The organism is Methanobacterium sp. (assembly GCF_038562635.1).
Classification (GTDB): Archaea; Methanobacteriota; Methanobacteria; order Methanobacteriales; family Methanobacteriaceae; genus Methanobacterium_D.
In genome coordinates this window covers 1,390,474-1,416,722 of sequence record NZ_JBCFBO010000001.1, presented here as the reverse complement: position 1 = coordinate 1,416,722, position 26,249 = coordinate 1,390,474, and the positions used below count along the sequence as shown (strand labels likewise).

Annotated in this window: 29 protein-coding genes and 1 tRNA gene; 14 read left to right on the top strand and 16 right to left on the bottom strand. The window is 33.0% G+C overall.

Annotated features, from left to right (window positions below; genetic code table 11):
• Positions 1-69 precede the first annotated feature (69 nt).
• The 4 genes from AAGU07_RS07090 to AAGU07_RS07075 all read right to left on the bottom strand — a co-directional run bounded on the left by AAGU07_RS07090 (position 70) and on the right by AAGU07_RS07075 (position 2,713).
• Positions 70-1,050: an SDR family oxidoreductase gene (locus tag AAGU07_RS07090; RefSeq protein ID WP_342458417.1), complete on the bottom strand. Its 981-nt coding sequence runs from the start codon at positions 1,048-1,050 to the stop codon at positions 70-72.
• Between the two features lie 60 nt (positions 1,051-1,110).
• Complete coding sequence (locus AAGU07_RS07085) at positions 1,111-1,572, bottom strand: GyrI-like domain-containing protein (RefSeq protein ID WP_342458416.1); 462 nt, start codon at positions 1,570-1,572, stop codon at positions 1,111-1,113.
• A gap of 38 nt (positions 1,573-1,610) precedes the next feature.
• Complete coding sequence (locus AAGU07_RS07080) at positions 1,611-2,069, bottom strand: GyrI-like domain-containing protein (RefSeq protein ID WP_342458415.1); 459 nt, start codon at positions 2,067-2,069, stop codon at positions 1,611-1,613.
• Between the two features lie 188 nt (positions 2,070-2,257).
• Positions 2,258-2,713: a GyrI-like domain-containing protein gene (locus AAGU07_RS07075; RefSeq protein WP_342458414.1), complete on the bottom strand. Its 456-nt coding sequence runs from the start codon at positions 2,711-2,713 to the stop codon at positions 2,258-2,260.
• 405 nt (positions 2,714-3,118) lie between these two features.
• On the opposite strand from AAGU07_RS07075, the gene AAGU07_RS07070 reads away from it, so the two are divergent.
• Positions 3,119-3,403, top strand: a complete 285-nt coding sequence (locus AAGU07_RS07070; protein WP_342458413.1) for a DUF5654 family protein — start codon at positions 3,119-3,121, stop codon at positions 3,401-3,403.
• Positions 3,404-3,472: 69 nt separating this feature from the next.
• On the opposite strand, the gene AAGU07_RS07065 is transcribed toward AAGU07_RS07070, so the two are convergent.
• The 3 genes from AAGU07_RS07065 to AAGU07_RS07055 form a co-directional block, all read right to left on the bottom strand.
• Positions 3,473-3,556: transfer RNA gene (locus AAGU07_RS07065), tRNA-Ser, on the bottom strand.
• Positions 3,557-3,697: 141 nt separating this feature from the next.
• Positions 3,698-4,210, bottom strand: a complete 513-nt coding sequence (locus AAGU07_RS07060) for a GNAT family N-acetyltransferase (RefSeq protein WP_342458412.1) — start codon at positions 4,208-4,210, stop codon at positions 3,698-3,700.
• Positions 4,211-4,382: 172 nt separating this feature from the next.
• Positions 4,383-4,877 carry a TIGR00288 family NYN domain-containing protein gene (locus tag AAGU07_RS07055; protein ID WP_069582818.1) on the bottom strand — a complete coding sequence of 165 codons (495 nt, stop codon included), beginning with the start codon at positions 4,875-4,877 and terminating at the stop codon, positions 4,383-4,385.
• Positions 4,878-5,315: 438 nt separating this feature from the next.
• On the opposite strand from AAGU07_RS07055, the gene AAGU07_RS07050 reads away from it, so the two are divergent.
• Positions 5,316-5,876, top strand: a complete 561-nt coding sequence (locus tag AAGU07_RS07050) for a TetR/AcrR family transcriptional regulator (RefSeq protein ID WP_342458411.1) — start codon at positions 5,316-5,318, stop codon at positions 5,874-5,876.
• Positions 5,877-6,006: 130 nt separating this feature from the next.
• Entirely contained in the window at positions 6,007-7,233 is a 1,227-nt protein-coding gene (locus AAGU07_RS07045; protein ID WP_342458410.1) for an aldo/keto reductase, read from the top strand.
• Positions 7,234-7,245: 12 nt separating this feature from the next.
• Here AAGU07_RS07045 and AAGU07_RS07040 read toward each other — a convergent pair whose 3' ends face one another.
• A complete protein-coding gene (locus AAGU07_RS07040) occupies positions 7,246-7,848 on the bottom strand; it encodes a flavin reductase family protein (protein ID WP_342458409.1) in 603 nt (200 codons plus the stop codon).
• Between the two features lie 23 nt (positions 7,849-7,871).
• Positions 7,872-8,132 carry a hypothetical protein gene (locus AAGU07_RS07035; RefSeq protein WP_342458408.1) on the bottom strand — a complete coding sequence of 87 codons (261 nt, stop codon included), beginning with the start codon at positions 8,130-8,132 and terminating at the stop codon, positions 7,872-7,874.
• 142 nt (positions 8,133-8,274) lie between these two features.
• Here AAGU07_RS07035 and AAGU07_RS07030 point away from each other — a divergent pair, with 142 nt between their 5' ends.
• On the top strand, positions 8,275-10,974 hold the full coding sequence (locus tag AAGU07_RS07030) for a PAS domain S-box protein (protein ID WP_342458407.1): 2,700 nt from the start codon (positions 8,275-8,277) through the stop codon (positions 10,972-10,974).
• A gap of 75 nt (positions 10,975-11,049) precedes the next feature.
• Here the strand turns inward: AAGU07_RS07030 and AAGU07_RS07025 are convergent, their stop codons facing one another.
• Positions 11,050-11,211 carry a hypothetical protein gene (locus AAGU07_RS07025; RefSeq protein WP_342458406.1) on the bottom strand — a complete coding sequence of 54 codons (162 nt, stop codon included), beginning with the start codon at positions 11,209-11,211 and terminating at the stop codon, positions 11,050-11,052.
• Positions 11,212-11,433: 222 nt separating this feature from the next.
• Here AAGU07_RS07025 and AAGU07_RS07020 point away from each other — a divergent pair, with 222 nt between their 5' ends.
• On the top strand, positions 11,434-12,192 hold the full coding sequence (locus AAGU07_RS07020) for a nitroreductase family protein (RefSeq protein WP_342458405.1): 759 nt from the start codon (positions 11,434-11,436) through the stop codon (positions 12,190-12,192).
• 37 nt (positions 12,193-12,229) lie between these two features.
• Here the strand turns inward: AAGU07_RS07020 and AAGU07_RS07015 are convergent, their stop codons facing one another.
• The 4 genes from AAGU07_RS07015 to AAGU07_RS07000 all read right to left on the bottom strand — a co-directional run bounded on the left by AAGU07_RS07015 (position 12,230) and on the right by AAGU07_RS07000 (position 15,346).
• Complete coding sequence (locus AAGU07_RS07015; protein ID WP_342458404.1) at positions 12,230-13,288, bottom strand: AI-2E family transporter; 1,059 nt, start codon at positions 13,286-13,288, stop codon at positions 12,230-12,232.
• Between the two features lie 75 nt (positions 13,289-13,363).
• Positions 13,364-14,059, bottom strand: coding sequence for an MBL fold metallo-hydrolase (locus AAGU07_RS07010; RefSeq protein ID WP_342458403.1), 696 nt, complete (start codon positions 14,057-14,059; stop codon positions 13,364-13,366).
• A gap of 29 nt (positions 14,060-14,088) precedes the next feature.
• Complete coding sequence (locus AAGU07_RS07005) at positions 14,089-14,730, bottom strand: hypothetical protein (RefSeq protein ID WP_342458402.1); 642 nt, start codon at positions 14,728-14,730, stop codon at positions 14,089-14,091.
• Between the two features lie 217 nt (positions 14,731-14,947).
• A complete protein-coding gene (locus tag AAGU07_RS07000) occupies positions 14,948-15,346 on the bottom strand; it encodes a helix-turn-helix domain-containing protein (RefSeq protein WP_342458401.1) in 399 nt (132 codons plus the stop codon).
• A gap of 281 nt (positions 15,347-15,627) precedes the next feature.
• Between AAGU07_RS07000 and AAGU07_RS06995 the strand changes: the two genes are divergently transcribed.
• From AAGU07_RS06995 to AAGU07_RS06985, 3 genes are all read left to right on the top strand, one after another.
• On the top strand, positions 15,628-16,185 hold the full coding sequence (locus AAGU07_RS06995; protein WP_342458400.1) for a flavodoxin family protein: 558 nt from the start codon (positions 15,628-15,630) through the stop codon (positions 16,183-16,185).
• Between the two features lie 246 nt (positions 16,186-16,431).
• Complete coding sequence (locus tag AAGU07_RS06990; RefSeq protein ID WP_342458399.1) at positions 16,432-17,493, top strand: epoxyqueuosine reductase; 1,062 nt, start codon at positions 16,432-16,434, stop codon at positions 17,491-17,493.
• A 132-nt stretch (positions 17,494-17,625) separates the two neighbouring features.
• Complete coding sequence (locus AAGU07_RS06985) at positions 17,626-18,285, top strand: alpha/beta fold hydrolase (protein ID WP_342458398.1); 660 nt, start codon at positions 17,626-17,628, stop codon at positions 18,283-18,285.
• 120 nt (positions 18,286-18,405) lie between these two features.
• Here the strand turns inward: AAGU07_RS06985 and AAGU07_RS06980 are convergent, their stop codons facing one another.
• Positions 18,406-19,254 (bottom strand): helix-turn-helix domain-containing protein, encoded by an 849-nt coding sequence (locus AAGU07_RS06980; RefSeq protein WP_342458397.1) that lies wholly within the window; start codon positions 19,252-19,254, stop codon positions 18,406-18,408.
• Positions 19,255-19,804: 550 nt separating this feature from the next.
• Here AAGU07_RS06980 and AAGU07_RS06975 point away from each other — a divergent pair.
• The 6 genes from AAGU07_RS06975 to AAGU07_RS06950 all read left to right on the top strand — a co-directional run bounded on the left by AAGU07_RS06975 (position 19,805) and on the right by AAGU07_RS06950 (position 23,899).
• Positions 19,805-20,176 (top strand): roadblock/LC7 domain-containing protein, encoded by a 372-nt coding sequence (locus AAGU07_RS06975; RefSeq protein ID WP_342458396.1) that lies wholly within the window; start codon positions 19,805-19,807, stop codon positions 20,174-20,176.
• 11 nt (positions 20,177-20,187) lie between these two features.
• Positions 20,188-20,619: a hypothetical protein gene (locus AAGU07_RS06970; RefSeq protein WP_342458395.1), complete on the top strand. Its 432-nt coding sequence runs from the start codon at positions 20,188-20,190 to the stop codon at positions 20,617-20,619.
• A 110-nt stretch (positions 20,620-20,729) separates the two neighbouring features.
• Positions 20,730-21,233: a GTP-binding protein gene (locus AAGU07_RS06965; RefSeq protein ID WP_342458394.1), complete on the top strand. Its 504-nt coding sequence runs from the start codon at positions 20,730-20,732 to the stop codon at positions 21,231-21,233.
• Between the two features lie 19 nt (positions 21,234-21,252).
• A complete protein-coding gene (locus AAGU07_RS06960; protein WP_342458393.1) occupies positions 21,253-21,642 on the top strand; it encodes a roadblock/LC7 domain-containing protein in 390 nt (129 codons plus the stop codon).
• Positions 21,643-21,664: 22 nt separating this feature from the next.
• Positions 21,665-22,063 (top strand): roadblock/LC7 domain-containing protein, encoded by a 399-nt coding sequence (locus tag AAGU07_RS06955; protein ID WP_342458392.1) that lies wholly within the window; start codon positions 21,665-21,667, stop codon positions 22,061-22,063.
• 372 nt (positions 22,064-22,435) lie between these two features.
• Complete coding sequence (locus tag AAGU07_RS06950; protein WP_342459355.1) at positions 22,436-23,899, top strand: MFS transporter; 1,464 nt, start codon at positions 22,436-22,438, stop codon at positions 23,897-23,899.
• A 112-nt stretch (positions 23,900-24,011) separates the two neighbouring features.
• Here the strand turns inward: AAGU07_RS06950 and AAGU07_RS06945 are convergent, their stop codons facing one another.
• Positions 24,012-26,018 (bottom strand): ATP-binding protein, encoded by a 2,007-nt coding sequence (locus tag AAGU07_RS06945; protein ID WP_342458391.1) that lies wholly within the window; start codon positions 26,016-26,018, stop codon positions 24,012-24,014.
• Positions 26,019-26,249 lie beyond the last annotated feature (231 nt).

Below are 26,249 nucleotides of genomic sequence, written 5' to 3'. Positions count from 1 at the left end.
TTGCGGTATTTTGATCTAAATAAAACAGAAAACAAGTTAAAACTATTTTAAGGCTGAAGGTTCAGATAGTTAAAATTCAATATTTTTCCTGATCCATTCCACAGAATCTTTAATTGACTCTTTTATAGGCCTAGGAAAATAACCCAGTTCATTAAATGCTTTATTAGAACTTATTTTGGAGTTACTGTTAATTACATCAATGGAATATGTCGTAAAAAGAGGTTCTTTGCCGGTAACTTTATAATATAATGGAGAAACTTTACTTACTACATTGACAAGCCATAACGGTACTTTTAATGAGGGAGCTTTTATTCCAGTAAGTTTTTCAAGCTCTAAAAATAAGTCCTGTACTGAAATTTGTTCGCCGGCTAAAACGTAGCTTTCGCCGCATTTTCCCTTTTTGCAGGCCAATATTATTCCCTCTGCCACATCTCGAACATCAACAAAGTCATAAGCCCCATCAACTCTGGCTTTTAAATCGCCTTTCATAAAGTTAATAAACAAATGTCCCATTTGAGATATTCTGTAATCATAAGGCCCTATCACTCCACTGGGACAGACCAGCACTGAATCAAGGTTTTTGTCAATACCTTTAATCACTTCAAGGGATGCTAAAGCCTTGGACCTGTCGTAGCTTCCCCTTGTACATTCTGGATCGTAATCGCATGTTTCATCAATTACTGTACCGTGAGGAGGTTCTTTAAGGGCATGAACAGAGCTAACATAGACCATGCGTTTCACATTGTTTTTTAAACAGGAGTTAACAACGTTTTTTGTTCCTTCAACGTTCACCTGGTAAAGAAAATCATCATTTCCAGATGATATTGTTACAATGCCTGCTAAATGATAGACAATTTCGGCGCTGCGAAATGCTTTGGTAAGTGAATCCGCATCACGCACATCACCTTCAACTATTTCGACTTCTAATCCCTCAAGAGGCTTTATATCTTCAAATGGGGGCACAATTGCCCTTACAGTTTCGCCTCTTGCAAGTAATTTTCGGACGAGTACATTTCCAATGTGTCCTGTCGCGCCGGTAACAGCTATCATTTTTTTCCATCACAAATAGGGTTTAGTTTGTGAGACAAAATCTTTAAAAATTGATGGTTATTATCCTATTTTAATTACTGGAAACTGCACTTCAGTGAGCAATTCACCTGGTTCAGTTTCATTGGGGTTGTTAAGATAAACTTCTGTAACAGGCCCTATTATATCATATCCATTTTTATCTGCATGTTCTGCTAATCCGCGGATTACCGGTCCAACTTCTGTATAAGGTCCTTTATGAAGTGTTGCAATTACAGTATGTTCTGGAATTATTTTAACCATTACTTTTCCTTCATCTTCTGCATTACCCTCGAAGGAGGCACCTATTTCATAACGCAGTTGTTCTGAGGGTACATCTTCAGGGCTGTTAAAATAAGCTCCATAAATCATTCCAGTCATATTCAATCCTTTGTCTGTTACCCATTGCACTGTTTCTGCAATAAGTTCTGGAATCTTCTCGTAACCACCTTTGTACCGCATAAAAGCTACTTGTGTATCTTTAATTCTTTTCTCTTCTACTTCCATAATTAGTCCTCCAGTAAACTATTGACCTGCTCATGTAACTATTTTTTCATCACTGGAAACTGAACCTCAGTAAGTAACTCGTCCTCTGATACTTCCATAGGATTGTTCATGTATATTTCTTTAACTGGCCCTACTATATTATAACTGTTTTCATCGGCATATTCTATTAAAGCTTGATATATTTGTGCAGCTTGTCCGTATGGTCCTTTGTATACTGTTGAAACGGCCTGATGGGCAAGAATTTCTTTAATTTTAACTCTACCCTCACCATTTGCATCTCCTATAAATGTAATCCCCATTTCATATTGTAGTTCTTCTGGAGGTACATCCATTGGACTATTTATGTATACTCCGTAAGGAGGCTCTGTAATCTGTAAATTCTCTTTTATAACATAACCAACTACTTCTTCTAAAATTTCAGGTATCTGATCGTAAGGACCGGTTACAGATACATAAGCTGCTTTACTTTTTTCTATATTCTTAATTTCTATTTTCATAACTGCACTTCCTGACAATTTCTTTAAAATAAAGGTATTTATTATCTTATTATAGGGATAATAGAAATATAAGTTTAGTAAGAGCACATGAGAACTACTAAATATTAAAATAAGAATAATATCATGTTTAATTAGATAAATGGATTTATTATTTTGTATTAAATGAAAAACAGTTGTTAAATACATATTTACTTTTTAATTACAGGAAAACGCACTTCCACTGAGACTTCATTTCTTGAAACTTCATGTGTGCCTTTAATATAAATCTCAGTAGCAGGTCCGGATATTAGATATCCATTTTCAACGGCGTGCTCCATTAAAGCGTGGTAGACATGATTTATCTTGTTATAACTGCCTTTATGTATGGTTGATACAACCTGATTTCCAGGTATTTTTTTAATTTGTATCCTCCCTTCTTCAGATACATCTCCAGTGATGGGGATCCCTATTTCATAATGTAACTCTTCAGGGTCTACATTGAGGGTGTTGTTAAAGAAGGTACAGTAATAATGTTCAATAGTTGATATATTGTTTTTTGTAATGTAATCTATTAATTCACTAAAAATAGGAGGTATATGTCCACGTCCGGTTGCTATTATATATGCTACCTGTCTTTCTTTGATATTTTTAAATTTTATTTCCATAAAACGCCTCTAAGTAGGCTTATATTTTTAAAGTAGCTTTTAAAACATGTACAGTAAATATGAATCTCATAAGGATACTCATTTATGTAAGAGCACATGAAAACTAATCTAATTTGAAATGGGGGCATGTGTCTATTTTTTAGATGTAAATAAAGACAATACATTACTTTTACAATAAAAAAATAGTATTTTAAAACTTGGGGATAGTTCAGTTGAAATTTGTTCTAGAGGGCGATAACTAATTTAAAATAAATGATCCGCACGTTACTTTCAAGGATATAAGTTAAAATGGCAGTATTTGGATGTCAAAAGCAATATTTGATTTTTATTTTTCATAGAATATTATATGTTGAGGGAATTATTATCATTTAATCTATTTTAGGAGGACGTACATGGGAGAAGTAGATGCAAAGAAACTATTCATTGAAACATTTGCAGCCTTCAAAATCAAAGATTTTGAGGCCGAAAAACGAAGTTTCCCCGGCATTAATAACTGCAGCATTTGGTTTAATTGCAGCTCTTGCATGGAACCCGGCAATCCAAGCTTTAATCCTGTTATATATAGGCACAGGTAATGCGCTCATGGGACTCTTTATCTATGCCATAATTGTAACTATCATAGCTCTCATAGCAACTTATGCAATTGCAAGATCTTTAGCCAAATATGGAGTGGAAATGCCAAAAAAATAGGCACTCATTTAAATTAGCCATATAATTCGGGAATAATTACATATTTAGTTTCATTTTAAAAGGAAATTACGCCGGGACTGGGATTTGAACCCAGGGTGAGCGACGCTCATAGGATTTCGAATCCTACGCCTTACCTGACTAGACTATCCCGGCACTTGATTTTTGAGCAGGTGGATTGCTCCGCAAAACCGCTGTCAATAAGTATTAGATTAAACTGAATTAAAAGTTTTATTGTTAAAAATATTGGCAAAATTATTTTAAATATTTTTTAACACCATAAATATATCTTCACCATCAGCAATCTCCCGGTGCATATTCGTCAATATATTCTTTTTTATAATATTTTTCAGGTTCAAAAACAGATTCAACAAATCCTGCTTTTTTATATGAATTTACCGCTCGAATATTTTTTGCACAAGGCCGTATAATCAAAGTATGAAATCCTTCATTGAATAATTTCTCACTTAAATTCTTTAAAGCAGATGTTCCATACCCTTTGCCTGTATAATTAAGTGATTTAAGCCATATATCCAGTTCGGCAATTCCGTTCATTAAATGAAAGGAGGTATAAGATATAAACCCTATTTCATCTTCTTCATCTTCATTAATAAGTATAATGTATCCCTGTCCTTTTTCTGGACTAGAACTTTCAAAAAAGAAGTCTTCATAATATTCTTTAAATTTGGGGGGTGAAGGAATTTGGCTAGAAGATTGTAATTCATTTAAAAAAGAGGAAAAGTCTGAAAAATAAAGCCAGTTGTAAATTTTTTTTCTGTCTTGAAGTACTGCTTCTTTTAGATAAATCATATTAGTCCTCTGAATTTAAGGGGAATGGTTTTTCATAATTGAAAAGCTGATTATGTATTTTATTTAAAAATTAAAAAAAAGATTTTATGAATAAATTCCATGGATCTACCTATTAAAAAAGATAAAAATATTTCACTTTGCAGTGAATAGGTAAAATGATAAAAAGTGAATTTTAGGCAGTTTCAGGAGTTGGTTGGGTATTCAGGACTATTGCACTATCTGCTGAGTTTTTTAAGGCTACACTGAAACCAGGTTCGGCTCCAATTACCATGGTTTCTTTCCCATTTTCTTTAGCGATGTTTATTAATGGTAAAAAGTCTGCATTACGAGTCATAAGAGCAATAACATCAATATTAGGATTATAAACAAGTTCGAAAGCTTCTACCGCAAGTTGAACATCTACATCTCCTGCCACTATTATGGGAGTAAAACCTTGATTTACTACAGCTTCTATAAGCTTATCTGAAGCATACTGGTTCATAAGAACCTTTGCAACCTTTATTGTACCGTTTTCTGATACTATCTCTTTTATCATCTCTAGATCCAGATGGAATTCATTTCTGAGCATATTTGGTCCATCTACCAGCAGTCCAATATTTCGTTCATTGGATTTTCTAGTTAATGGAATATACTGTTTAAATGAACTTAATTTTTCTAGATTGCGCATTTTTTCCTCCTAATTATTTGTTTAAATAATTTGAATGAATATTTTAATATATTATATTGAAATATATTTAGTTATTGATTATAACTTGAAAATTTCTCATTTTATATCATGATTTTTGGTCGCTAAAATGAAAATTTTTCATAGTTAATATATATCTTTTATTATTTATAATCTATTAAATAGATATGCCCAAATCATTACCAAATCTAACCAATAAAAACTCTCATTTTGGATGAAAAATTAATGAATTGGGGACTTAATTCAAACTTGTTATAAGTTAGCACCCACAATCAAACGTATTCAACAAATTTAAGCGTGATTAGACATTTTATTTTTTATGAATTTATTTATGAGTTTATACAAAACTTGCAGATCACAACTTTTAAATATTAAATTGACTAATCAGTCTATAAATAGATTAATTTGCATGGTGTTACTTTGAAAGAAAAAGAACAAAAAATACTGGATGCATCCCTAAAACTTTTTGTTGAAAGGGGATTTCATGGAACTTCCACTGCAGAGATTGCAAAAACAGCAGGTGTTGCTACAGGGACTCTATTCCACTATTTTAAAACTAAAGAAGAACTTATAAATCGCCTATATTTATACACCAAGGAAAGCATGTTGTGTGAAGTCCGCGAACATTACGACGATAAAAAAACATTTAAAGAAAATATTAAAGAATTATGGCTTAAATTCGTGCGTTTTGGTGTTAATGATCCTTATAAATTTCAATTTATACTTACTTTCCACTGTTCTCCTTATATAACTTCACTTACTAAAGAACAGGTTGAATCGCATGCTGAAAGCATGCTCGGAATTTACAAAAACGGCATTGGAAAACAAAAAATAAAGGAAATATCTTTTGAAATGGTAATGGATTATTTTTGGGGTAATGTAGTTACGGTGGTAACTCATTTTGAAAAATATCCTGAGAAATTAAATGAAAAAAATTTAGACATGGCTTTTGAACTTTTATGGGATGGAATCTCAAAATAGTAAAAAAAATCTTCAAAAACTTAAAAATCTACGATATTTAAGGTTTTTGAGAGGTTGAAAATACGTAAATTTTCAATCATTTAGTAATTATTAGACTGATAGTTAATCGACAGATGGGTGAGGTAGTTAAATGCAGATGAGAGAAATTAAGAAAAATGGCGATAAAATATCAGCACTTGGATTTGGTGCAATGAGACTTCCTACAAAAACAGGTAGGATTGATAAAGAAAGCGCTAAAAAGCTGATTTATGATTCAATAGATAATGGAGTAAATTTTATTGACACAGCATATCCTTATCATGGGGGAGCAAGCGAATCATTTTTAGGAGAGATACTGCAGGGTGAATACCGAGAGAAGGTAAAGCTCTGCACGAAAATGCCGTCATGGTTCATTAAAAAATATGAGGATATGGAAAAATATCTGGAAATACAGCTCGAAAAACTCCAGACAGATTATATTGATTATTATTTGATTCATTCACTAGGTAAAGGCAGTTTTGAAAAACTAAAAGAACTTGGAGTTTTTGAATTTTTAGAGGATGCCAAAGCAAAGGGGAAAATAAAGAATATCGGTTTTTCATTCCATGACAATGTTAACTCCTTTAAAGAAATTGTGGACGCTTATGATTGGGACGCGTGTTTAATTCAGTATAATTATTTAGATGAGACAAATCAGGCAGGCACTGAAGGTTTAAAATACGCCCACTCCAAAGGAATTGCAGTTTTCATCATGGAACCTTTAAAAGGCGGACTCCTCGCTGGAGAAGTGCCAGACAAAGTAAATAAAATATGGGACAAATCTGATGTCAAAAGAAGCCCTGCAGACTGGGCTTTAAGGTGGGTCTTGAACCACCCAGAAGTCACATGTGTTGTTTCAGGAATGGGAGAAGAAAACCAGGTTAAAGAAAACATCAAAGTTGCAAATGAAGCTCTGCCAAATAGCCTCACTGAAGATGAATTAAAACTTTACAATGAAGCTAAAGATGTTTATGAAGAACTTATGGTGGTTGACTGTACAGGATGCGGCTACTGCATGCCATGTCCAAGGGGAGTCAATATTCCCACATGCTTTGAACTTTACAATCACAAATACATGTTTAATGAAGGAGCTAGGGCTTCTTTTCTTTATTTGGGTCAGTTAGGGGGAGTTATGGGCGGTGATGAGACTCATGCGGGCCTTTGTACTGGCTGTGGGAAATGTATAAACGCATGCCCTCAAAAACTGGATATTCCTGAACTTTTAGAAGATGTTTCAAAGGAAATGGGTGGAAGAGGGTTTAAATATAAACTGAAAATTGGAAAAGCAGTATTTGTGCCTGTTTTCAGAGCTTTCATGTCTTTAAGCTCAAGACTATAAAAAATTAAATTTTCATTTATTTTTTAGTAGTTTAGAACCATCTGAAAACCCATCACCTATTTTTTCACCTATTTTATAGTAATTTCGGGTAGACATATCGAAAATAATTGGTAAAAACTTTTCAGGATTTATTCTAATCAATTTTTTCCCTGATTTGGATGTTATGTCAATTAAAACTTCTTTATCTACTTTTAAATCCAGAACCTCTCCGATAAACATGGTGTGGGATCCTAAATTGACAGTTTCTTTTAGTTTACACTCCAGTATCACTGGAAATTCATTAACATAAGGTGCATAAACCAGTTCGCTTTCAACTGGAGTTAAACCAGATACTTCAAATTTATCTGCTTTTTTTCCAGAAGCAAGTCCAAAATAATCTGCTTCCACAACATACTTTTCAGGGGGAATACTTACAGTAAATGCTTTCCTTTTCATGATATTATGGTAAGTGTAAGTTGCTTCACGCAAAGACACGTATATGCAGGGAGGTACAAGGCAGCACATACCTGCAGCGGCAGCATTCATTATATTTGGTTTTCCTTCGCCGTCATATGAGCCCACTATAAAGACAGGTGTAGGGAAACCTAGAGTTCTTGGTCCAAGGCTTTCTTTCATATTTTTTCTCCAAATTACTTAATTTAATCTTCTTTTACTAGTTCAATGAATTTATCCAGGTCTTTAACATTGAATATGAATTTAGAAGGAGCATTTTTTGGCCGTATTGGCATTAGGCAGCATACTGCAGATTCTCTTTGGTAGTACTCAAAAATACTTTCAAACCAGTTTGCATCTCCTTCATTTTCAAATGTAATTTCCATAACATTAGAATGCTTTTTTACAGTACAATTTCTATGTTTGAGAGCATTTTTAAGTTTTTCAAGCTTGATATCTGATTCCATAATAGTTCCCTACTTATTCCGTTATATTATTTTGGGTATAATGGTTGAAGTTTCTTTTTTGTATATTATCTCTAAATTTAATGATTAAATTATTGAATTAAATTTAAATCAGTGCAGTGACAGAATATATCTGGTTGAATTAATGACGTCTAAAAATTATTCTTTCACAGATCTTGTGGATATAGATAAGATTAAGGAGCTATTAACCAGTTTTTATGAATTAACAGGAGTTATATCTGCTTTAGAAGATTTGGATGGAAATGTTTTTGAGGCTAGGGACGGTTCTGTTGCTATAGGATGGCAGGATATTTGTTTAAATTTTCACCGTAAGCATCCTGAAACCCTTAAAAAGTGTATAGAAAGCGGCACTAGAATTTGTGACAAATTAAAGGCCGGTGAAAGACAATCCAGCCATATATGTCTTAATGGCCTTGTGGACATAGCCGTGCCAATTTATATTGAAGGTGAGCATTTAGCTAACCTTTTTACAGGCCAATTTTTCTTTAAACCTCCAAATATGGAATTTTTCAGGCAACAGGCGCATAAATATGGGTTTGATGAAGATGAATATTTGGATGCACTATCTAAAGTCGATGTGTTCTCTGAAGAGTTTATTGAAAAAGCCATGAGTTTTCTTACAAACCTGGCAAGTGTTATTGGTGAAATGGGCCTGGAGAAGAAAAGATTACTGGACAGCAAACTGGTTTTACAGGAAAGTGAAGAAAGATATCGGGCACTTGTTGAAAATTCTCCCAATGCTATTTTCAGGATAGACAAAGAATTAAGATTTTTATATGGTAATTATGGTTCGGATACGCTTAATTTACCTGTTGAGGAACTAATTGGTAAAAATTTTAAAGAATTACCTTTACCTGAAGAAACGATAAGTTTATGGATTGATAATATTAATAAAACCATTGCCACCGGGAAAAAACGGGAAATAGAATTTGAATTTCAATCGGTTCATGGATTATTATTTTATCATGGCAATATAATTCCCGAATATAATGCTAAAGGCGAGATCGAAACATTACTTCTTGTAAATCGCGATATCACAAAGCATAAAAAAGCAGAGATTGCTCTTAAAGAAAGTGAAGAAAGGTTCCGCTCTTTAATTAATAATTCCAGTGATTTAATCCGCATACTTGATAAGGATGGGCGTATTATATTTGATTCTCCATCATCAAAACGTATTCTTGGTTATTTTGAGGGATATTTTATAGGAAAAAACCCTCTGAACTTTGTTCATCCTGACGATCTAGAAAGAGTAAAAATGAATTTATGCGAAGTTTATGAAAAACGAAATCCTGAAATTCCAACAGAATTTAGGATTAGGAGAGCAGATGGTGAATATATTCCTGTAGAATCTGTATTTCAGAATTTAATAGGTGTTCCAGGAATAGATGGTGTTGTTGTTACTACGCACCCGGTTATAGAACGTAAAAGGACAGAAAATATGCTGCAGTTTCAGGCAAATATTTTAACTAATGTCAGGGATTGTGTAATTGTCTATGATCTTCAAGGAAGGATTATTTACTGGAATAATGGAGCAGAAACCATTTATGGTTACTGTGAAGAAGAAATAATCGGTAAAAATATTAAAATACTGTATTTAAATAGGGATAAATGTCATTTTAAACCCGATTTAGAAAGAATCTTGAAACTTGGCGAATATAATGGGGAATGGGAAGGTAAAAGAAAAAATGGTTCTAAAGTGCATGTGGATGTAAGGGAAACAATAATGTATGATGCAAATGGTAAAATGATTGGAGTTATAGGGGTTTCCAAAGATATTAGCGATCGTAAAAAAGCAGAAAAGCGAATTAAAAGATCAGAAGCATATTACAGGACTATATTTGAAAATACTGGAACTGCAACAATTATAATTGAGGAAGATACCACAATATCCCTTGTAAATGCAGAATTTGAAAAACTTTATGAATATTCAAAAGAAGAAATAGAGGGTAAAAAAAGCTGGAAGGAATTTGTTGCCCCTGATTACAAAGATAAAATAGAAAAATATCATAATCTCAGGCGTATTGACCCTAATTTAGCTCCAAGAAACTATGAATTAAAATTCATTGACAAATATGGTAATATTAAAGATATATTCACTACTGTTGCTATAATTCCTGGAACTAAGAAAAGTTTGATATCCCTTTTAGATATTACCGATAACAAAATAGCTGAAAATAAAATTAAAGAGTCATTAATGGAAAAAGAGGTACTTTTAAGAGAAATTCACCATAGGGTGAAAAATAACCTTCAGATCATATCCAGTTTGCTCAACCTGCAAACTCGATGTGTAGAAGGAGAAGAATCTATAAGTGTCCTGAAGGAAAGCCAGAATCGGGTTAAAACTATGGCGATGGTCCATGAAAAGCTATACCAATCTGAAGATCTTAAGGATATAAACTTTAAAGAATACATAGAAAGTCTTGTTTCTGATCTATTCTATTCTTATGGAGTTAAAAAAGGAACTATCGATCTAAAAATAGATATGGATAATTTAGAGATAGATATTGATACAGCTATACCTTGTGGTTTAATTGTTAATGAGCTTGTAACTAACAGTCTTAAATATGCATTTCCATGCCCTAACGATGAAAATATAGTAAAAGTTGGACTCCAAAAACTGCAGAAGGATAACTTTAAACTTGTTGTATCTGATAATGGGGTTGGATTACCTGAAGATCTTGATATAGAGAATGTTGAAACTCTTGGCTTAAAAATGGTAACAATCCTTGTAAATCAATTAAAAGGAACTTTAGAAATGGATAAGACTGCCGGAACTGAATTTAGGATTACATTTGGTGAATTAGAATATAAAGATAGGATTTAATCTGGTATAAATTAAGTAAATTTTAAATTTTATTCAATTTCTTCTATAATCAAAATTTATTAATAAAATTTAAAATCATTCACTTTCTTCTCGCTTATCCCTTTCTATTCCATCCTTAACATACCTAATAAGAAGATCATTCATCGTTATTCCTTTTTTAATGGCCATTATTTTAATTTCATTTTTAAGATCTACTTCTGCCCTCATTGCAATTTGCACGATTTCTTCATCTGCCATATAATCTACTCATACTATTTTAACAATATATATTACTATTTAAATAGTTATATTTATCCTTTTTTAGTTATCTATTTAGATAATTTGTTAACTTTTAAAAAATATAATAAAATAATTAATAATAATGGAAATTTAAAGCCTAAAATTAGATTTTATAAACTAATATTGGATAAACGATGTTTATAAATGATATTATGGCGAAAATATTATTAAGGTGTAAAAATGGAAAAAACTGAATTTTACTCCTACATATTCAAGAGGAAATCAATTAGAAATTATGATTTAACTCCTCTTGACGATGCTAGACTTAAAGAAATTTCAGAGTATCTCAATTCATTAAAACCTATCTATGATGATATTAAAACTGAATTGAAGATCATATCACCGGATTATGTTAAAAGAAGGATGATGAAAGAAGCACCACATTATATAGCAGTGTTTTCAGAGGTTAAAGAAGGTTATTTAACCAATATAGGTTATATGCTGCAACAGGCTGATTTGTTTTTTTCAGCTAATGGTTTAGGCAGCTGCTGGCAGGGAATCCCCTCCCCTACTAAAGAATTATTAGGGAGTTCCAGCATCGACTTTGTAATTTTTATAGCCTTTGGAAAACCTAAAGATCCCAGATCATTGCACAGAAGTAGTGTTTCAGAATTTAAAAGAAAATCTATTGGTGAAATAACTGACATAGCTGGCGCAGACGAACTACTGGAAGTGGCACGCATTGCTCCATCTGCAACTAACAGTCAGCCATGGTTTTTCACTGGTAATAAAAACTTAATTCATGCTTACAGTGTTGAGCATGGTTTCATTAAACGGTTCACAAAAAAATACATTCCTATAGATGTAGGTATTGCTATCTGTCACTTGCAGATCGCAGCAGAGCATTTTGGTAAGAAAGCTGAAATTATATTTGATAAAACAGCGAAAATGAACACGCCTAAGGGACATGAATATTTTGCCAGTTTAAAGATGGAATAAAATGACAATTAACCATTTTCAAAACTAAAAAATAGTTTTAATTTTGGGTATTTTTTGACTTCACTTTTTCTTTTCGATAAATTTTAAAAGCTGCATAAGTAATTCCCAGTATTAAAGGCCCTATAAATAAGCCGGGAATGCCCATTGTCACTGCTCCATAAATAAATCCAAGTAAAAAGACCAGCGGATGAACTTCTGAGTATTGAACTGAAATTCTGGGCCGGATATAAAAGTCGGTTGAAGTTTCGATTATCCAGCCGAAGAAAATGACCATAATTCCTTGAAAAGTGTTCCCTACAAGGACACTGAAAACTCCAAGGACTCCATAGACTATCCATGGGCCAATAATGGGTATAAACATTGCTATTCCGCTTATAATGGCCAGTAATACAGCATATGGATATCCGAGGAAGAAATACAGGATTCCAGACAGCACACCAAGGATAGCAGCAGGAATAATGTTACCTACTATGATACTTTTTAAAACGTCGTCGGCGCTATTAAATATCTGCTGGTAAAATCTTTTGTCCTTATCAGGGATGATATCGGTTATATATGCCATTACTTTATCTCCATCACGGGCAAAGTAAAATACTGAAAAGATTAGTATGAGGAGCTGTGCAGCAATGCCTGGAAGGGAACTCACTAAATCGACTGCTAATTTAGCAATGTAAGATATAAATTGAGTAATGGCTGATTTTACAGTTTCATCAATGCCCTGTGAAATGTTGCCTGGAAGGCCGAGATTCTGTACAGCATCAGTTATTTGAGGCAGATTCATTGTAGAATTGCCTGTAGCTGCCTGTTGAAGTGATCCGAAAAAGGATCCGGCAATACTTAAAAATTGACTGAATGTGAAATATAACAGCAAAATAACAGGGATGGCAAGTATAATCATTCCCAAAAAAACGGATAGAGTATTGTATTTAACGTAAGGCCTGATTTTTTTGGATATATACCTGACGTAATAGGCTAAAATAGCTCCAAAAATTACCATAGAAATTATTGGAATTAAAATTCCAAGAGAAAGAAGTGCTAATATTATTATAAGAGGAATTACCGTTGAAAATGACATTTTTTTAAGATTAGAAATCATTAGGACACCTACAAACCTTAAATTCTGATATTCTATCTTAACTTAATACATTAATATTTTTTGCGTTTTTAATTTTCATTTATACTTTTCATATTGACTTTCCAATAATTTTCGGCTGATTTCTTTCCCATGACCCGGTAAAAACAAATTACAACTAGTATTGGTTAATTTATTCCAGCTTTTGACCATAGTATCAGGATCATCAGCAAAGGGAGGATATATCGAATTTCCAAAAATTCCAAACATGGCATCTCCCACAATGGCAATTTTATTATCAATAATAATGCCCATAGATCCTTTTGAGTGACCGGGAGTATGTATAATATATGCATTGAACCCAAAATCAATTAAATCATATTTTTCACCTACAATAATATCTGGATTAACTTTTTCATATTGATATTTAGATTGCAACTTTTTTCCAAGTACATTAACCATAAATCCTGTGGCTAAGTTACTTCCCTGGGGTAATGGGCTGTTACCTCGCATAATATATTCTAATTCGCTTTGATGAACAATTATTCTGGAGTTATATTTCTCCTTTATCTTAGCTGCATTTTCTACGTGGTCAAAATGAGTGTGGGTTAATATTAAACAGGATAATTTATTTTTACCTAAAATTTCGTCAAGTTTGCTGCTTAATTTTTCCCATGAATTTGCACGGCCAGTATCAATCAGAATGTAATTATTTTGTGAATTGATTAAAAAAGAGTTACTTCTTCCTTCTAAAAGTTGATAAATTGTGCAACTTTTTGTATTCCATGTTTTCATAGAATCTCCTTAAACTCAATTAAAAATTTTTAAATTTCATACTTCGAAATGAATTCTCTAGCTCTTTTTTTAGTTTTTGGGCTAATACTGCCCAATTCAGCTTTGACAAATTTATTTATCTTCTCTTTCCTGTCTATTTGTTCGTAAAATTTGTCAAATACAGCTATAACATCGGATTTTAGTAAAGCTTTTTGTTTTTCGGAAAAATTACATAATTCCTCTATATTTAATAAAATATTTAAAATATCTTCTGTTATTCCTCTTTTATTTGCCAGAATTTTCGCTGTATTCTGGATGCAGTGACGTGCAGTCATGAATTTGGTGTCGTTTATATGTTTAAAATAATCATCAAATACATATGAAAATTTACCTTCATTATCTACCTTTGTTAAATTAGCAATTAGGGTTAGACCAAAATCTCGATGATATGAATTCTTGTGATTTAACAGTGAAGTGAAATCGTCCCAGTATCTATAAAATAATTCTGGCTTTAATTCAGTTGCTTTAGCTAGAATGTTATATGAATGATAGTATACCATTATATGTGTATTGTTTAACATCTGATTTATTATTTCATGGCGTATGGACTCTTCATTAATTACAATTTCGGCGAATTTGTCTACATCTACATTTTTATCAGATATTTCTGAAATTAAGTCGTTTTTAACCAAGATATCCCTCTTTTTAGTTAGGTAATCAGTAGTTAATCATCTATCTGTAAAGTTTCCCGGAAATTCTTCTTTTATCCTCATGTGTGTTGATCTGCCCCATATTTTCCTTGAAAAAGCCAGGAAAACATTGTTTTTGGGACATGTAAAAACATTTCAAAAATCTTTGGTTGGGGAATGCTCGTGTTTGAGCTGTGAAATCATTGAATCACGGTTATAATCATTGATCATTTATCTGTAAAGTTTCCCTAAAATCCTGTTTTATTCTTATGCGGGTGGATTCTTCTTTATATTCGTCGGCATCACAGTCTTCCAAAGCAAAAACAGCTAGTTCATATATGACTTTATTTAATGATTTCCCTCGTTCGGTTAAATAGTACTCTGTAGAGATGGGTGCCGAATTAATTATTTTCTTTTGGATAATCCCGTTATTTTCCAGATTTTTAAGACAATCAGATAAAACTTTGTTGCTTAAATTAGGTTTGCCTTCTTTAAATTCTTTAAAACGTTTCTTACCAAAGAACATGTCCCGAATTATTTCAATACTCCATTTTTTGCTGATAAATACTAACGCTTTACTTACAGGACAGAAGCTATCGCAGGTCATTTCATTAGCCATATATTTTCACCCGGTTACTAACTGGTTACTTAGTCACTTAATAGTTACAAAATCTACTTAACTAACTCCAAACAGACATCGAATGGAATTTGAGAGATAACTTTAAGATATCCATCTTGATTTATTAGTTAGACTCTCTTACTGCATAATATAAAAGCTTTTTTAAGGGCAGTTCGCTGGCTTAAAAAGACGGCTTAAATGTTTAATTGAATATTTGTGGAAATCATCAAAATTTATTAAAATTTTGATTTTAATAAATAGAAAAAGTCTGGAGGCCAAAAATGAGGGTAATAGGATTAGTAGGAAGTCCAAGAGAGGGCGGTAACACAGAAATTCTTGTTGAAGAAGTGCTTAAAGGAGCAGGTGATATGGGGGCAGAAACCAAAAGTTTCAACCTGGATAAAATGGCTATAGTTCCGTGTAAGGCATGTATGTATTGTAAAAGCAACGATGGCGAATGTGCTACAGATGATGATATGCAGGAGATTTATAAAGAACTAAAAGAAGCAGATGCTTTCGTACTTGGATCTCCAATTTACATGTGGCAGATGACTGCCCAGGCAAAACTCTTCACAGACAGACTTTACGCTTTATTCATGACTGGTTTTGAAGAAAAATACGGCAAAAAAGACATGGCACTGGTATTTACTCAGGGCAATCCTGATGAAAACACATTTTCAGGATATTACAACTCTACCAAAGACATGTTTGGGTTCCTTGGATATAATGTCGTTGATATGTTGAGTTCGCAGGACAATAATGCTCCTGGGGCAGTTAATGACAAGAAAGATGTCCTTGAAAAAGCCAGGGAAATAGGTAAGAAACTGGCTGAAAGTTAAGTACATTATCTTAACTTTTTTTATAGTGTACATTAATATCTCTCTATTTTTAATTATGTGTATTTTTAAAATTTATATTTGGAAGTAACGGTTTGTATAAAGTTAAATCAGTTTTAACGTTAGTTAATGATTACTTTTTAATAAAATAGGTAAATGCAGTAAAATATACCTTGTACATTTTACTAACCTTAAAGTATATACTACTATTCAATTATATTAACTATAATGAATTTTGGAGTAACTATTATGCCAAATCAAGATACTGATTTAACTGAAATTATAAAAGGCATGGCTTTAACCCTTGGAGCAAGTCATGTTGGAATTACAACCCGTAAAACATTAGAAGACTGGCATTTTACAACAGAACTGGATTATATTTTGGATGGGGCAAATTCTGCAGTTACATTTGCAGTCCCATTTGATGAAGGCGATATGGAGGGGAGTATCGATAAATTCCTTGCAAAGGAAGACCATAAAGAACTTGAAAAAAAGAAAGTAAGGGCTACAACCCTTGCAAATGGAATTGCCCTTGAAATATCGGGTCTGTTAAACCAGATAGGTTATGAAGCAGAACCTGTACATGCAAATTTTGTTTACAGAAAAGATTCGCCTTCAGAATACAGGGTGCCTCCTTTATCTCATAAATTTTTAGCTGTAAGGGGAGATATTGGCCACATGGGCTATTCTGGAATGATCATCACAAAGGAATATGGTTCATCTGTTGCCCTTGCAAGTGTGGTTACAGGTGCCAAACTAAAACCCACAAGATCACTTCCAGAAGAGGAAAACTACTGTGATAAATGTAAATTATGTTTTGCAGCGTGCCTTGGGGATTATATGATAGATGAAGAGGATGTTGAAAAAATTGGTGATGATACATATGTCGCTGCTAAAAAAGCACATCCTTTAAGGTGTTCATACGTATGTACTGGAAGCACAGGTTACAAAGAGGGTAAATGGTCTACATGGTCGCCTGCAAGATTTCCTATCCCTGAAGACGATTCTGAATTAATTAAAATATTTCAGGAAAAGGCCAAACCTGTTCAATTTGAAAGAAATTCTATAAATGGAATTGAAGGAGGGTTTTACCATCCATTTTATCCAGGATATCGGATTGAGTATACCTGCAGCTTATGTCAACTTGTTTGTCATCCACAAAAGGAAATCAGGATAGCTCGATACAAAAAGTTGGCCAACAGTGGCGTAATTGTGGAAAAAAATGGCGAAAGAATACCCGTAACTGCAGAAGAAGCTCAAAAAATATTTGAAGAAATGCCCGCTTCCAAAAAAAGGTTGTATACCGATTAATATATTTTAAATTACTTTTTATTTTGCTTGGAAAAGAAAATTATACATAGATTATGTTTTAAATTACTTTTTGCTTGCTCGGAAAAAGAATTATGTTTTAAATTACGTTTTAAAAAATAGATGATAATTAAGATGGAAATTGAAAGAGAAATAATCAACGGAAACGGTTTAAAAGTTCCATGTGTAACTTTTAAACCTCTAAACCCAATAGGAGCAGTTGTAGCTGTCCATGGCTACGGCGGTTTAAAAGAGGAGATGATGGGTTTTGCATGGCATATGGCAGAAAAAGGATTTGTAGTAGGGGCTATAGATCTTAGAGGTCATGGTGAACACCCTCTTGATCTGGATAGAGATATTCTTTTGGATCTTGAAACTGCAATTTCACATTTCAGGCCCTTTGGAAAGGTAACTGCAGTAGGCCATTCATTAGGTGGGCGGCTTTCACTTATAAGTAGTGCAGATTATGCTATTGGGATATCTCCTGCATTGGACAAGACCTTTAGCCCGCAAACTATGGGATTTCTTGAAGAACGCAGAGGTTACAGGGTACATAAGTCTAATTGTAATATATCTAAAATTGTAAATGATCTGCCCTTATTTCAGTCTGATGAAAATAAGTCATTGATTATTTATGGATCACGTGATATGCCTGAAATTATGTCTAATTGTGTTAAATTGAAGTCTGAAGGTACACAAGTTGTTCAAATAGATAACGCACTGCATAATGATATTTTCTTGTTTGGGCCAACTTTTGAAACTGTAACTGAAAAAATGCAGGAATGGTACGTATAAAAAAAGTTCTAAAATTGTTTAAATTGATTATTGTTTTTTTATATGGTTAAAAATGGCTATTAATATGGATAATGCGGAAAATTATATATACATATGTTTATTTATTATTATATTTTCAGATTAATCGGGATTATCTTTATTGTAGTAATCTAAATTTTTCCATTCCATTTCAAAAACACTGGATACATAAGCTGCTAAAAATGGGCTGGATATCCATATTATAGTTGTACTATCTACATTGGGGACTCCATTTTCAATTTGTGCCATCATAAAAACACATTCTTTATTATCTACCACCATATTTTTCATGTAATAGGGATGTCCTTTTTTAATATCTGCGTATTCATTTAAATGTCCTAAAAAGTTAACAAATTCAGTGTTCAGATGTTCTGCAATAATTCTGACATTTACTCCCCTTTGTTTAGCTTTTGAAAGTTGTTCTTTAAATACATCAACTCCATAGGGTAAATAAAGGCTTCCCATTAATATTATTTTGTTCTTAGCATTTTCAATTAAATGTTCTGTTATTTGAATAATTTTTTCTGAGGAATGTACAACTTTAATCATGGGAGTTTCATTTTCAAGTACATTATCATATATCATACTTAATTCGCTGGAAATTTTATCTAATTGTGAATTCATGTATGATTTGTGTTCTTCTATAACTTCACGAGGATAACGAGGTTTTACAGTTGCAGGTCTAGTTTTTTCGATTAGTATCCAGTTATCTTTTTCTAATTTGTTTAGTACTTCATATATCTTGGTTCGGGGGACTCCTGATTTTTCAGCAATTGTTGTAGGATTTGAGGTTCCAGTTTTTATAAGTGTATGGTATGCTTTAGCGCCATAGTAAGTCATTCCCATCCATTGTAGAATTGATAATAACTCTTGATCTTTCATATGATTAATGTTGGCTTTAGTATCTAATAAACTTGATCTAAAGGATGTATATAATTCTATATTAATCATTATGAAATCTTAATAGATTTATGGAAAAATTAAGTATAATCTGCGTGTTAATGCCTTAAATAACTATTTTTGTTTGATATTTACGACAATTTGCTAATATTATAGCAAATTGTGTTCTATAATGTATTTTTAAAAGATCAATGCGGTTAATTTCATAATTGAATATAATTTACTCATTATCTATCTGTTTATAACTGGTCCGAAATTATTATCACTGATTTATTAAATTAGTATTTATCTTGTATACCTTTTTAATACAAAATAGAGACTTTTGTAACTTTAAACTACTTCAAAAGTTACAAAAAACTTAATAATGAGTATATAAAACTTGAATTAGCAATTAGAGATATGAAAAATCATATTTTTCTTATGGGGGTGATTAATGGGAATGAAGTAATATTTAAATTAGTATTAAACTGGGGTAAGTTGAGAATTAAGTTTTAAATCAAATTGGACTTAATCTAACTATCTTTATTAAACAGCAATATAATTTAACAAGTTGGGCTCGTGTTTTACGGCATGATTTCAACGATAAATATGGGTGATATTTATGGGTATTCGTGAAGATGTTGGCGGTATTTTGAATGAGCTTTTGGAGAGGGCTCCGGGCGATGTTACTGGTGCTGCTCTTTTAAGGCCTGACGGTTTAATGATAGCTTCTGTTTTATCTCAAGACACTGATGAGAAGCGTTTAGCTGCAATGGGTGCAGCTATTGTAGGTACTTCTCAAAGAACTTGTGATGAGTTAAGCAGGGGAGATTTAAGTGAGATTATAATTGAAGGAAGTACTGGAAAAGCTACATTCTCTTTTGCAGGTAGTAAGGGTATTTTAGCAGTTCTTTCACCTAAAGAAGTAAATTTAGGGTTAGTACTGATGGAAATTGAAAGGACATCAGAACAAGTAGCAAAAGCAATGGAATAAGCGGTGATTAAATGGAAGATAATCCAACTGATATAATTATAGCAGGACTTATAGAAGCACTCTGGAGCACTCTTGGTGAAGGTTCTTTCCCGATTTGGAGGCAGGTTGCTAATAGATTTTATGAGACAATAGAGGCTAATGGAGGTGACATGAGTACTTATGAATCAAGTTTAGATTCCATCAAAGATTATTATAAGAGTCACGGTACTTTAAGTGAGATGACTTATGAGATAAAAGATGGTGAAGCAACTATAAAAGTGACAGGCTGCGGTTTTATGCCTATTGTTGATGAAATGGATGAAAAAAACATAGATGAAGAACATTCATGTCCCTTCTTTAATACATCTTTGGTTGCTATTGAAAATATTTCAGGGAACATGTACGATTGGAAAAGAGAAAAACAAGAGTATGGTACTTGCAGTGCACACATAAAAAAAATTTAATATGCTGTAGAGTTTTATGAGTAAATCCGCAACAAGTATATACCTCCTCCGAAACACTCATAAAACATGAATTTTTTTATTTAAATAAAATTAATAATGGACTGGCAGTAATGGAAGGAGAGAATAAAGGTATAATTAAGATAGTTGTTTTTGGGGCGTTGGATGCTGGTAAAACGACTTTTGTTGAAACTATAAGTGGTAAAAAGCTGCTTATGAAAGGGGAATTTGAAAGAATTACAAATAGCTTTGATTTTGTTCAGTTAGATTATGATAATTATTTTATTCAGATGTTTGCCACGCCGGGACATCGGAGATTCTCGTTTATGTGGAATACTCTGGCTATAGGTATGGATGGGGCTATATTTTTGATAGATTCAACTGTTGGTATTTCGCCTGTTGATAAAGAGCTCATGGCATTTATAAAAAATCATAATGTGCCTTATGTTGTGGCTATAAATAAGGATGATCTTGTTCATTTATCTCAAGAGAATGTAAGGGAAGAATTGGAAATTTCTGATGAAGTTTCAGTGATAAATACTTCTTCTGTTACAAAACAAAATCTGGATCTTGTAATGGAAACGCTCATGATGAATATTACAAATACAAAACAATAAATAGGGAGGTGAAAAGGCTATGTTGAATTTTAATGGTACTGAAAAGTTAGATTTAACTATTGAAAACGTTTTAAAGCCATTGATGAAGATTAATGGTGTACAGAATTGTATACTTGCAACTATGGGCGGTATGCCAGTTGGGAGGATAGATCAGAATGATTCTATTGTAAGTGCTACAAGTGCGGCTGTTTTAGGTGCAGTTACTGAGATGGTTAAAAACATAAATTTTGGGATACCTGAGAAATTAATAGTTGAAACAGATTATGGTAAGATTATCATGGAAGAAATTGGATCGGAATATGTTGTGGTAGTGCTTACAGATGATAATGCAAATATTGGAATGATTCGGTTAACTCTTAAAAAAGCAGCTTCAAATATTCAAAATTTAATTCAAACACCCTCAGGATAATACAATTTAAAGATTGATATAAATGGAACCTATTTCTAAACAAATAAAAAATGTCTTGGACGAGATGCACAGTAAAGCTCGTATAATGGAGTCATATGTAATTAGAAAGGATGGTCTTATTATATGTTCTTACATTCCTGGTTCAAACAGCCAGCGGATATCGGCCATGTCTGCAGCTTTAATGGAACTTGGGAAAAGGACCTTAAAAAATATTGGAAACGATGACATGAAACTTATAATGGTCAGTGGAAACAAGATGAACATCGTTATATCTGGATCAAACAGTATTGCACTGGTGTGTGCAGTTGGGTCTGAAGTGAATATTGGAATGATCTTTCTACTGATTAAAAAAGCAGTGCCAAAAATACAGTCAATACTGGAAGAAAGCTACGAAAATGTTTCAGTAGTATGGACGCAGTAAATATAACCTAAAACTTATCATTTTCAGTTAGGTTATAAATAACTATTTTAAGTTAATTTTATCGAAATTATAATTTTGCTGCCCTTGAAAACTTTTATAAACACTAAGGCCATATGGTTAAATCTATTAACAGGAACGTAGATACTGAAAATTGAATAATTATAAAATAGAAGGTGTACTTAAAATTGGATTTCAATGGAAATTTTCTTTCTAATATCTCTAAAACGCAAAAAAATATATTAAAAATACATAACTGCTCTTTTAATCTTAAAAATCAAATTTCATGCCGTATGCCGTATGAAATGGGCTGTTTTTTAACTTCATCCGTTGTAAGGTCTTGGTACGACGGATGAATATGGTAAAAAATGGAGAATTCTTCTGGCTGTTTCAATAGGTGCTTTAATGGTTCCAATAAATGCCAGTATAACTAATGTTTCCCTTCCTCAGATAGCTGAATTTTTCATGGTTAATGTGGCCACAGCAGAATGGGTTTTGACTTCTTATCTGATCATGTTTATAGGTCTGGTGCTGTTTTTTGCTAGATTTGGAGATTTTTATGGCCATGAACGCCTGTTTCTTTGGGGACTTATTGGTTTTGTAATATCTTCGTTACTTTGCAGTTTATCTCCTTCAATTACAGCTTTAATTATATTTAGGGGATTGCAAGGGGTTACAGCATCTATGATCCTCTCAGTTTCAATGGTTATCATTGAAAAATCATTTCCACTGCGTTACCTTGGAAAAGCAATGGGTATATACTCTGTAGCTATTGCAGCAGGTTTAGCATTTGGACCTGTAATAGGTGGAATCATGAGTGGTCTTTTTGGCTGGAGATCTATATTTTTGATAAATGTCCCGGTTGGAATTCTGGCCTTTGGAATCTGCTATTTCACACTTAAACGTGGAGAATCTAATGAAGTCCAGTGGGATATTCCTGGAACGATACTTCAATTTAGTTATTTATTCCTGATAATTTATGCATTGAACCTTATAGAAAGCTCAAATTACACAACTGCGGCTATTATGGGGCTTTTCGCGGTGATGGCATTTGTTATATTTGTACATACTGAGTTAAAATCAAAAAACCCGATGATAGAACTGAAATTATTTAAAAATAAAATATTTTCAGCATTTAATACATGTTTGCACTTAAATTATATCTGCATGTACATGATGCTTTTTGCAATGCCATTTTACCTGCAGAAAGTCATGCATCTTAGCTCAAGTATCTCGGGTATGGTTTTAACTGCTTCACCTATAGTTATGATGCTTATGGCCACTGTAAGTGGTTCTTTGTCAGATAAAGTAGGGTCGCGGATTCCAGTTTTCTTTGGATCAGTTATTTGCATAGTTGCAATGCTTTCAATGACTCAATTTACAGTTTCCTCCAGTGTCATAGATGTTTTCTGGCGTCTTGCGCTTCTTGGACTTGGTACGGCATTGTTTCAGGCCCCTGCAAATAAAACATTGATGTCAACCCTGTCCCACAAAAATGCAGGAATGGCATCGGGTATTATTGCAACTGTAAGGGATATGGGGATGGTCTTTGCTGTTTGTTATGCGGGACTTTTGATAAATTCTGCTATATCTCCACAGTTCATGCTTCAAAATCAGTTATTTTCAGGTGCAGCAATTGATTTAACAACAGGGATACATAGGGTTGTTTTGTTGGGGGCTGTTTTAAGCACTTTGATGGCTTTACTATCATTTACAGGTGTTAAAAATAAGAGGAAGGTTATATCAAATTATGGGGATGCTGTTAAGCATAGAAAGAGTATCTTTGAGGAAAGGACCAAGAAGTATCTGGAAAATATTTTAAACAGCACTTCAAAATAGGCTTAAAATAGGGATAACTGGAGCAAATCTGACTTCATAAAAGATGTGATCTGCTTTATAAAACTTATAAAATGTAGTCCCTAATTTTTAGTGGATAAATATGAAAATTAGTTTATATAATGGGTTTAGCGATAAGAATGGTAAAACAAAAAGTAGAACCTTTCCCGAATTCAGATTCAACCCAAACACGCCCACCATGGCGGTCTATAATTCTTTTAACTATTGCTAAACCTATTCCTGCACCTTCATATTCATCAATGGCATGAAGTCGTTTAAAAACTTCAAAAATATGGTGAGTATACTGTTTTTCTATACCTATTCCGTTATCTCTGACTGAAAAAACATATTCATTATCTTCTTTTTTGGATGAGATGTGAATTTTAGGTTTTAATCCATCTTTCTGGAATTTAAGTGCGTTTCCAATTAAATTTTGGAATACACTTGTAATCTGATTTTTATCTGCAAATATCTTAGGAAGTTTATCATAGGTTATTTCTGCATTGTTTTCACCAATTGCAGACTTTAAATTGTTTATGGCATAATTCAATGCATCTTCAGATTTGAATTCTTTAAATTCATGTCCCTGTGTTCCAACACGGGAATAATTAAGTAGGCCTTGGATCATATTTTTCATTCTTGATGCTCCATTCACCATAAAGTCGATAAATTCATCAGCATCCTGATCTAACTGACCTTCATAACGTCTTTTTATAAGCTGGGCGTAACTGGCAATGGTTCTAAGCGGTTCCTGGAGATCATGGCTGGTGATATAAGCAAAGCTTTGAAGTTCTTCATTTGATCGTTTTAATTCATATACCACTTTTTCAAGTTCTAAAGTACGTTCTTTCACCTGTTTTTCTAAATTATCTCGTGCATGCCTTAATTTTTCGTCTATCTGCTTGCGCTCGGTGATGTCTTCAAATGTCATATAAACCTGATATGGGCTTTTTTCGCCTCGCCTAAATTCAGGAACAGCATGGATATTAAGCCAGATATGATCATTTTTGGTGACAGGGTAAACGCCCATAACTATATTTCTAACTTCTTGTCCTGTTTTTAAAGCAACTATTGATGGATATTCTTCAACACTAAATGGCTGTCCATTTTCATGTATCGTTTTCCCAATTAGATCCTTTAAAGTCCTGCATTGAATTTGGTTAAATTTATAACCAATTATTTTTTCTGCAGCAGGGTTCATCGAGGCAATATAACCATCAGAATCCTGAAAAATAACTCCCTGTAACATGGTATCAAAAAGCAGTTTGTATCGCTCTTCACTCTCTTGCAGTGCCTTTTCCCATGGCAGCATCCAAACTCCTGTCTGCCAGATAGAGGACAGCACTGCAATCAGTATGTATACTGTACCTAAATACTGAGAAATACGACCCACCCAGTTCAATGAATCGCCTAAACTCATTTGAATTGATACTCCAAAAAGACCCACCGCAATTAATCCAAGGCCAAGACCATACCAGTATTTAAAATTAGCCTCCTTTTTAGCTTTATTTGCCATAAGTAATATTGAAGAAATAGCAAATATTGTAATTGTAATGTATATAACGATTGATCCAAATAAAGTGCCCCCTGATCCCTGTATAAAGTAAACTGGCCAGAGTTGATCCTTAATTAAGAGAGCTAAGATGCCAATTGCGAGAAAAACTGCAAAATAAGAAAATAATAAATAAGGCCAGCCAGATTGTGGCTTTACTGAGTGCCTTCTCAAGCTGAAGATAACGCTTGCAAGATGAAAACTCCCTGAAAGACATGCTGCAGTATTATAGATAGAAATTGTGGAGTTTATATCATTGCCTAAAAGTGAAAATCCTCCTAGAAATGCTCCAAGACTTAAAGTTAATGTTCCGCATCCAAGAAGTAGCAGTGTAACAGATCTTTCAATAAGGTAGCTTCTCGCTGCCAGAACTGATACAAAAAACATGATAAATGACAAAAATGTGATATTTAATGCAGGAATTAGAAAATGGGGGTTCCAAATGGCATCACTGCGAAACAATGCCAGTATTGCAATGATAATTATGAATATAAGAATGGGCAGCCCTGCCAAATAATGTATTATTGAAGTTGGAGATTTTCCAAATATATGGATTGATTTGTCTGTCATTTTGTGGTCTCCATAATTCAGCTTATCTTAATTTTTGATATTACAAATGTTAACTACTTATTTGGTTTAAATAAGTTAATACTTGTGGATTATGTTATTTTTAGTATGTGTCATCTTAGGCTATAAAACAAGTATTTTAAGAATCAAACATTTTTAATTCTATTATCTTATTTTTTATGGATTTGGTCCATTGAATAATAAAGTGGAAACATGAAATTGATTTTTGTTCTT

Bases quoted from the DNA above. Each gene is read 5' to 3' on its own strand.
- AAGU07_RS06985 (WP_342458398.1), top strand. From the start codon at position 17,626: ATGGAAATTGAAAGAGAAATAATCAACGGAAACGGTTTAAAAGTTCCA.
- AAGU07_RS07030 (WP_342458407.1), top strand. From the start codon at position 8,275: ATGACGTCTAAAAATTATTCTTTCACAGATCTTGTGGATATAGATAAG.
- AAGU07_RS07090 (WP_342458417.1), bottom strand. From the start codon at position 1,050: ATGATAGCTGTTACCGGCGCGACAGGACACATTGGAAATGTACTCGTC.
- AAGU07_RS07060 (WP_342458412.1), bottom strand. From the start codon at position 4,210: ATGATTTATCTAAAAGAAGCAGTACTTCAAGACAGAAAAAAAATTTAC.
- AAGU07_RS06945 (WP_342458391.1), bottom strand. From the start codon at position 26,018: ATGACAGACAAATCAATCCATATATTTGGAAAATCTCCAACTTCAATA.
- AAGU07_RS06975 (WP_342458396.1), top strand. From the start codon at position 19,805: ATGGGTATTCGTGAAGATGTTGGCGGTATTTTGAATGAGCTTTTGGAG.
- AAGU07_RS07080 (WP_342458415.1), bottom strand. From the start codon at position 2,069: ATGAAAATAGAAATTAAGAATATAGAAAAAAGTAAAGCAGCTTATGTA.
- AAGU07_RS07010 (WP_342458403.1), bottom strand. From the start codon at position 14,059: ATGAAAACATGGAATACAAAAAGTTGCACAATTTATCAACTTTTAGAA.
- AAGU07_RS06995 (WP_342458400.1), top strand. From the start codon at position 15,628: ATGAGGGTAATAGGATTAGTAGGAAGTCCAAGAGAGGGCGGTAACACA.
- AAGU07_RS07070 (WP_342458413.1), top strand. From the start codon at position 3,119: ATGCAAAGAAACTATTCATTGAAACATTTGCAGCCTTCAAAATCAAAG.
- AAGU07_RS06970 (WP_342458395.1), top strand. From the start codon at position 20,188: ATGGAAGATAATCCAACTGATATAATTATAGCAGGACTTATAGAAGCA.
- AAGU07_RS07035 (WP_342458408.1), bottom strand. From the start codon at position 8,132: ATGGAATCAGATATCAAGCTTGAAAAACTTAAAAATGCTCTCAAACAT.
- AAGU07_RS07040 (WP_342458409.1), bottom strand. From the start codon at position 7,848: ATGAAAGAAAGCCTTGGACCAAGAACTCTAGGTTTCCCTACACCTGTC.
- AAGU07_RS07000 (WP_342458401.1), bottom strand. From the start codon at position 15,346: ATGGCTAATGAAATGACCTGCGATAGCTTCTGTCCTGTAAGTAAAGCG.
- AAGU07_RS07085 (WP_342458416.1), bottom strand. From the start codon at position 1,572: ATGGAAGTAGAAGAGAAAAGAATTAAAGATACACAAGTAGCTTTTATG.
- AAGU07_RS06990 (WP_342458399.1), top strand. From the start codon at position 16,432: ATGCCAAATCAAGATACTGATTTAACTGAAATTATAAAAGGCATGGCT.
- AAGU07_RS07020 (WP_342458405.1), top strand. From the start codon at position 11,434: ATGGAAAAAACTGAATTTTACTCCTACATATTCAAGAGGAAATCAATT.
- AAGU07_RS06980 (WP_342458397.1), bottom strand. From the start codon at position 19,254: ATGATTAATATAGAATTATATACATCCTTTAGATCAAGTTTATTAGAT.
- AAGU07_RS07025 (WP_342458406.1), bottom strand. From the start codon at position 11,211: ATGGCAGATGAAGAAATCGTGCAAATTGCAATGAGGGCAGAAGTAGAT.
- AAGU07_RS07055 (WP_069582818.1), bottom strand. From the start codon at position 4,877: ATGCGCAATCTAGAAAAATTAAGTTCATTTAAACAGTATATTCCATTA.
- AAGU07_RS07045 (WP_342458410.1), top strand. From the start codon at position 6,007: ATGCAGATGAGAGAAATTAAGAAAAATGGCGATAAAATATCAGCACTT.
- AAGU07_RS07015 (WP_342458404.1), bottom strand. From the start codon at position 13,288: ATGATTTCTAATCTTAAAAAAATGTCATTTTCAACGGTAATTCCTCTT.
- AAGU07_RS06960 (WP_342458393.1), top strand. From the start codon at position 21,253: ATGTTGAATTTTAATGGTACTGAAAAGTTAGATTTAACTATTGAAAAC.
- AAGU07_RS06965 (WP_342458394.1), top strand. From the start codon at position 20,730: ATGGAAGGAGAGAATAAAGGTATAATTAAGATAGTTGTTTTTGGGGCG.
- AAGU07_RS07075 (WP_342458414.1), bottom strand. From the start codon at position 2,713: ATGGAAATAAAATTTAAAAATATCAAAGAAAGACAGGTAGCATATATA.
- AAGU07_RS06955 (WP_342458392.1), top strand. From the start codon at position 21,665: ATGGAACCTATTTCTAAACAAATAAAAAATGTCTTGGACGAGATGCAC.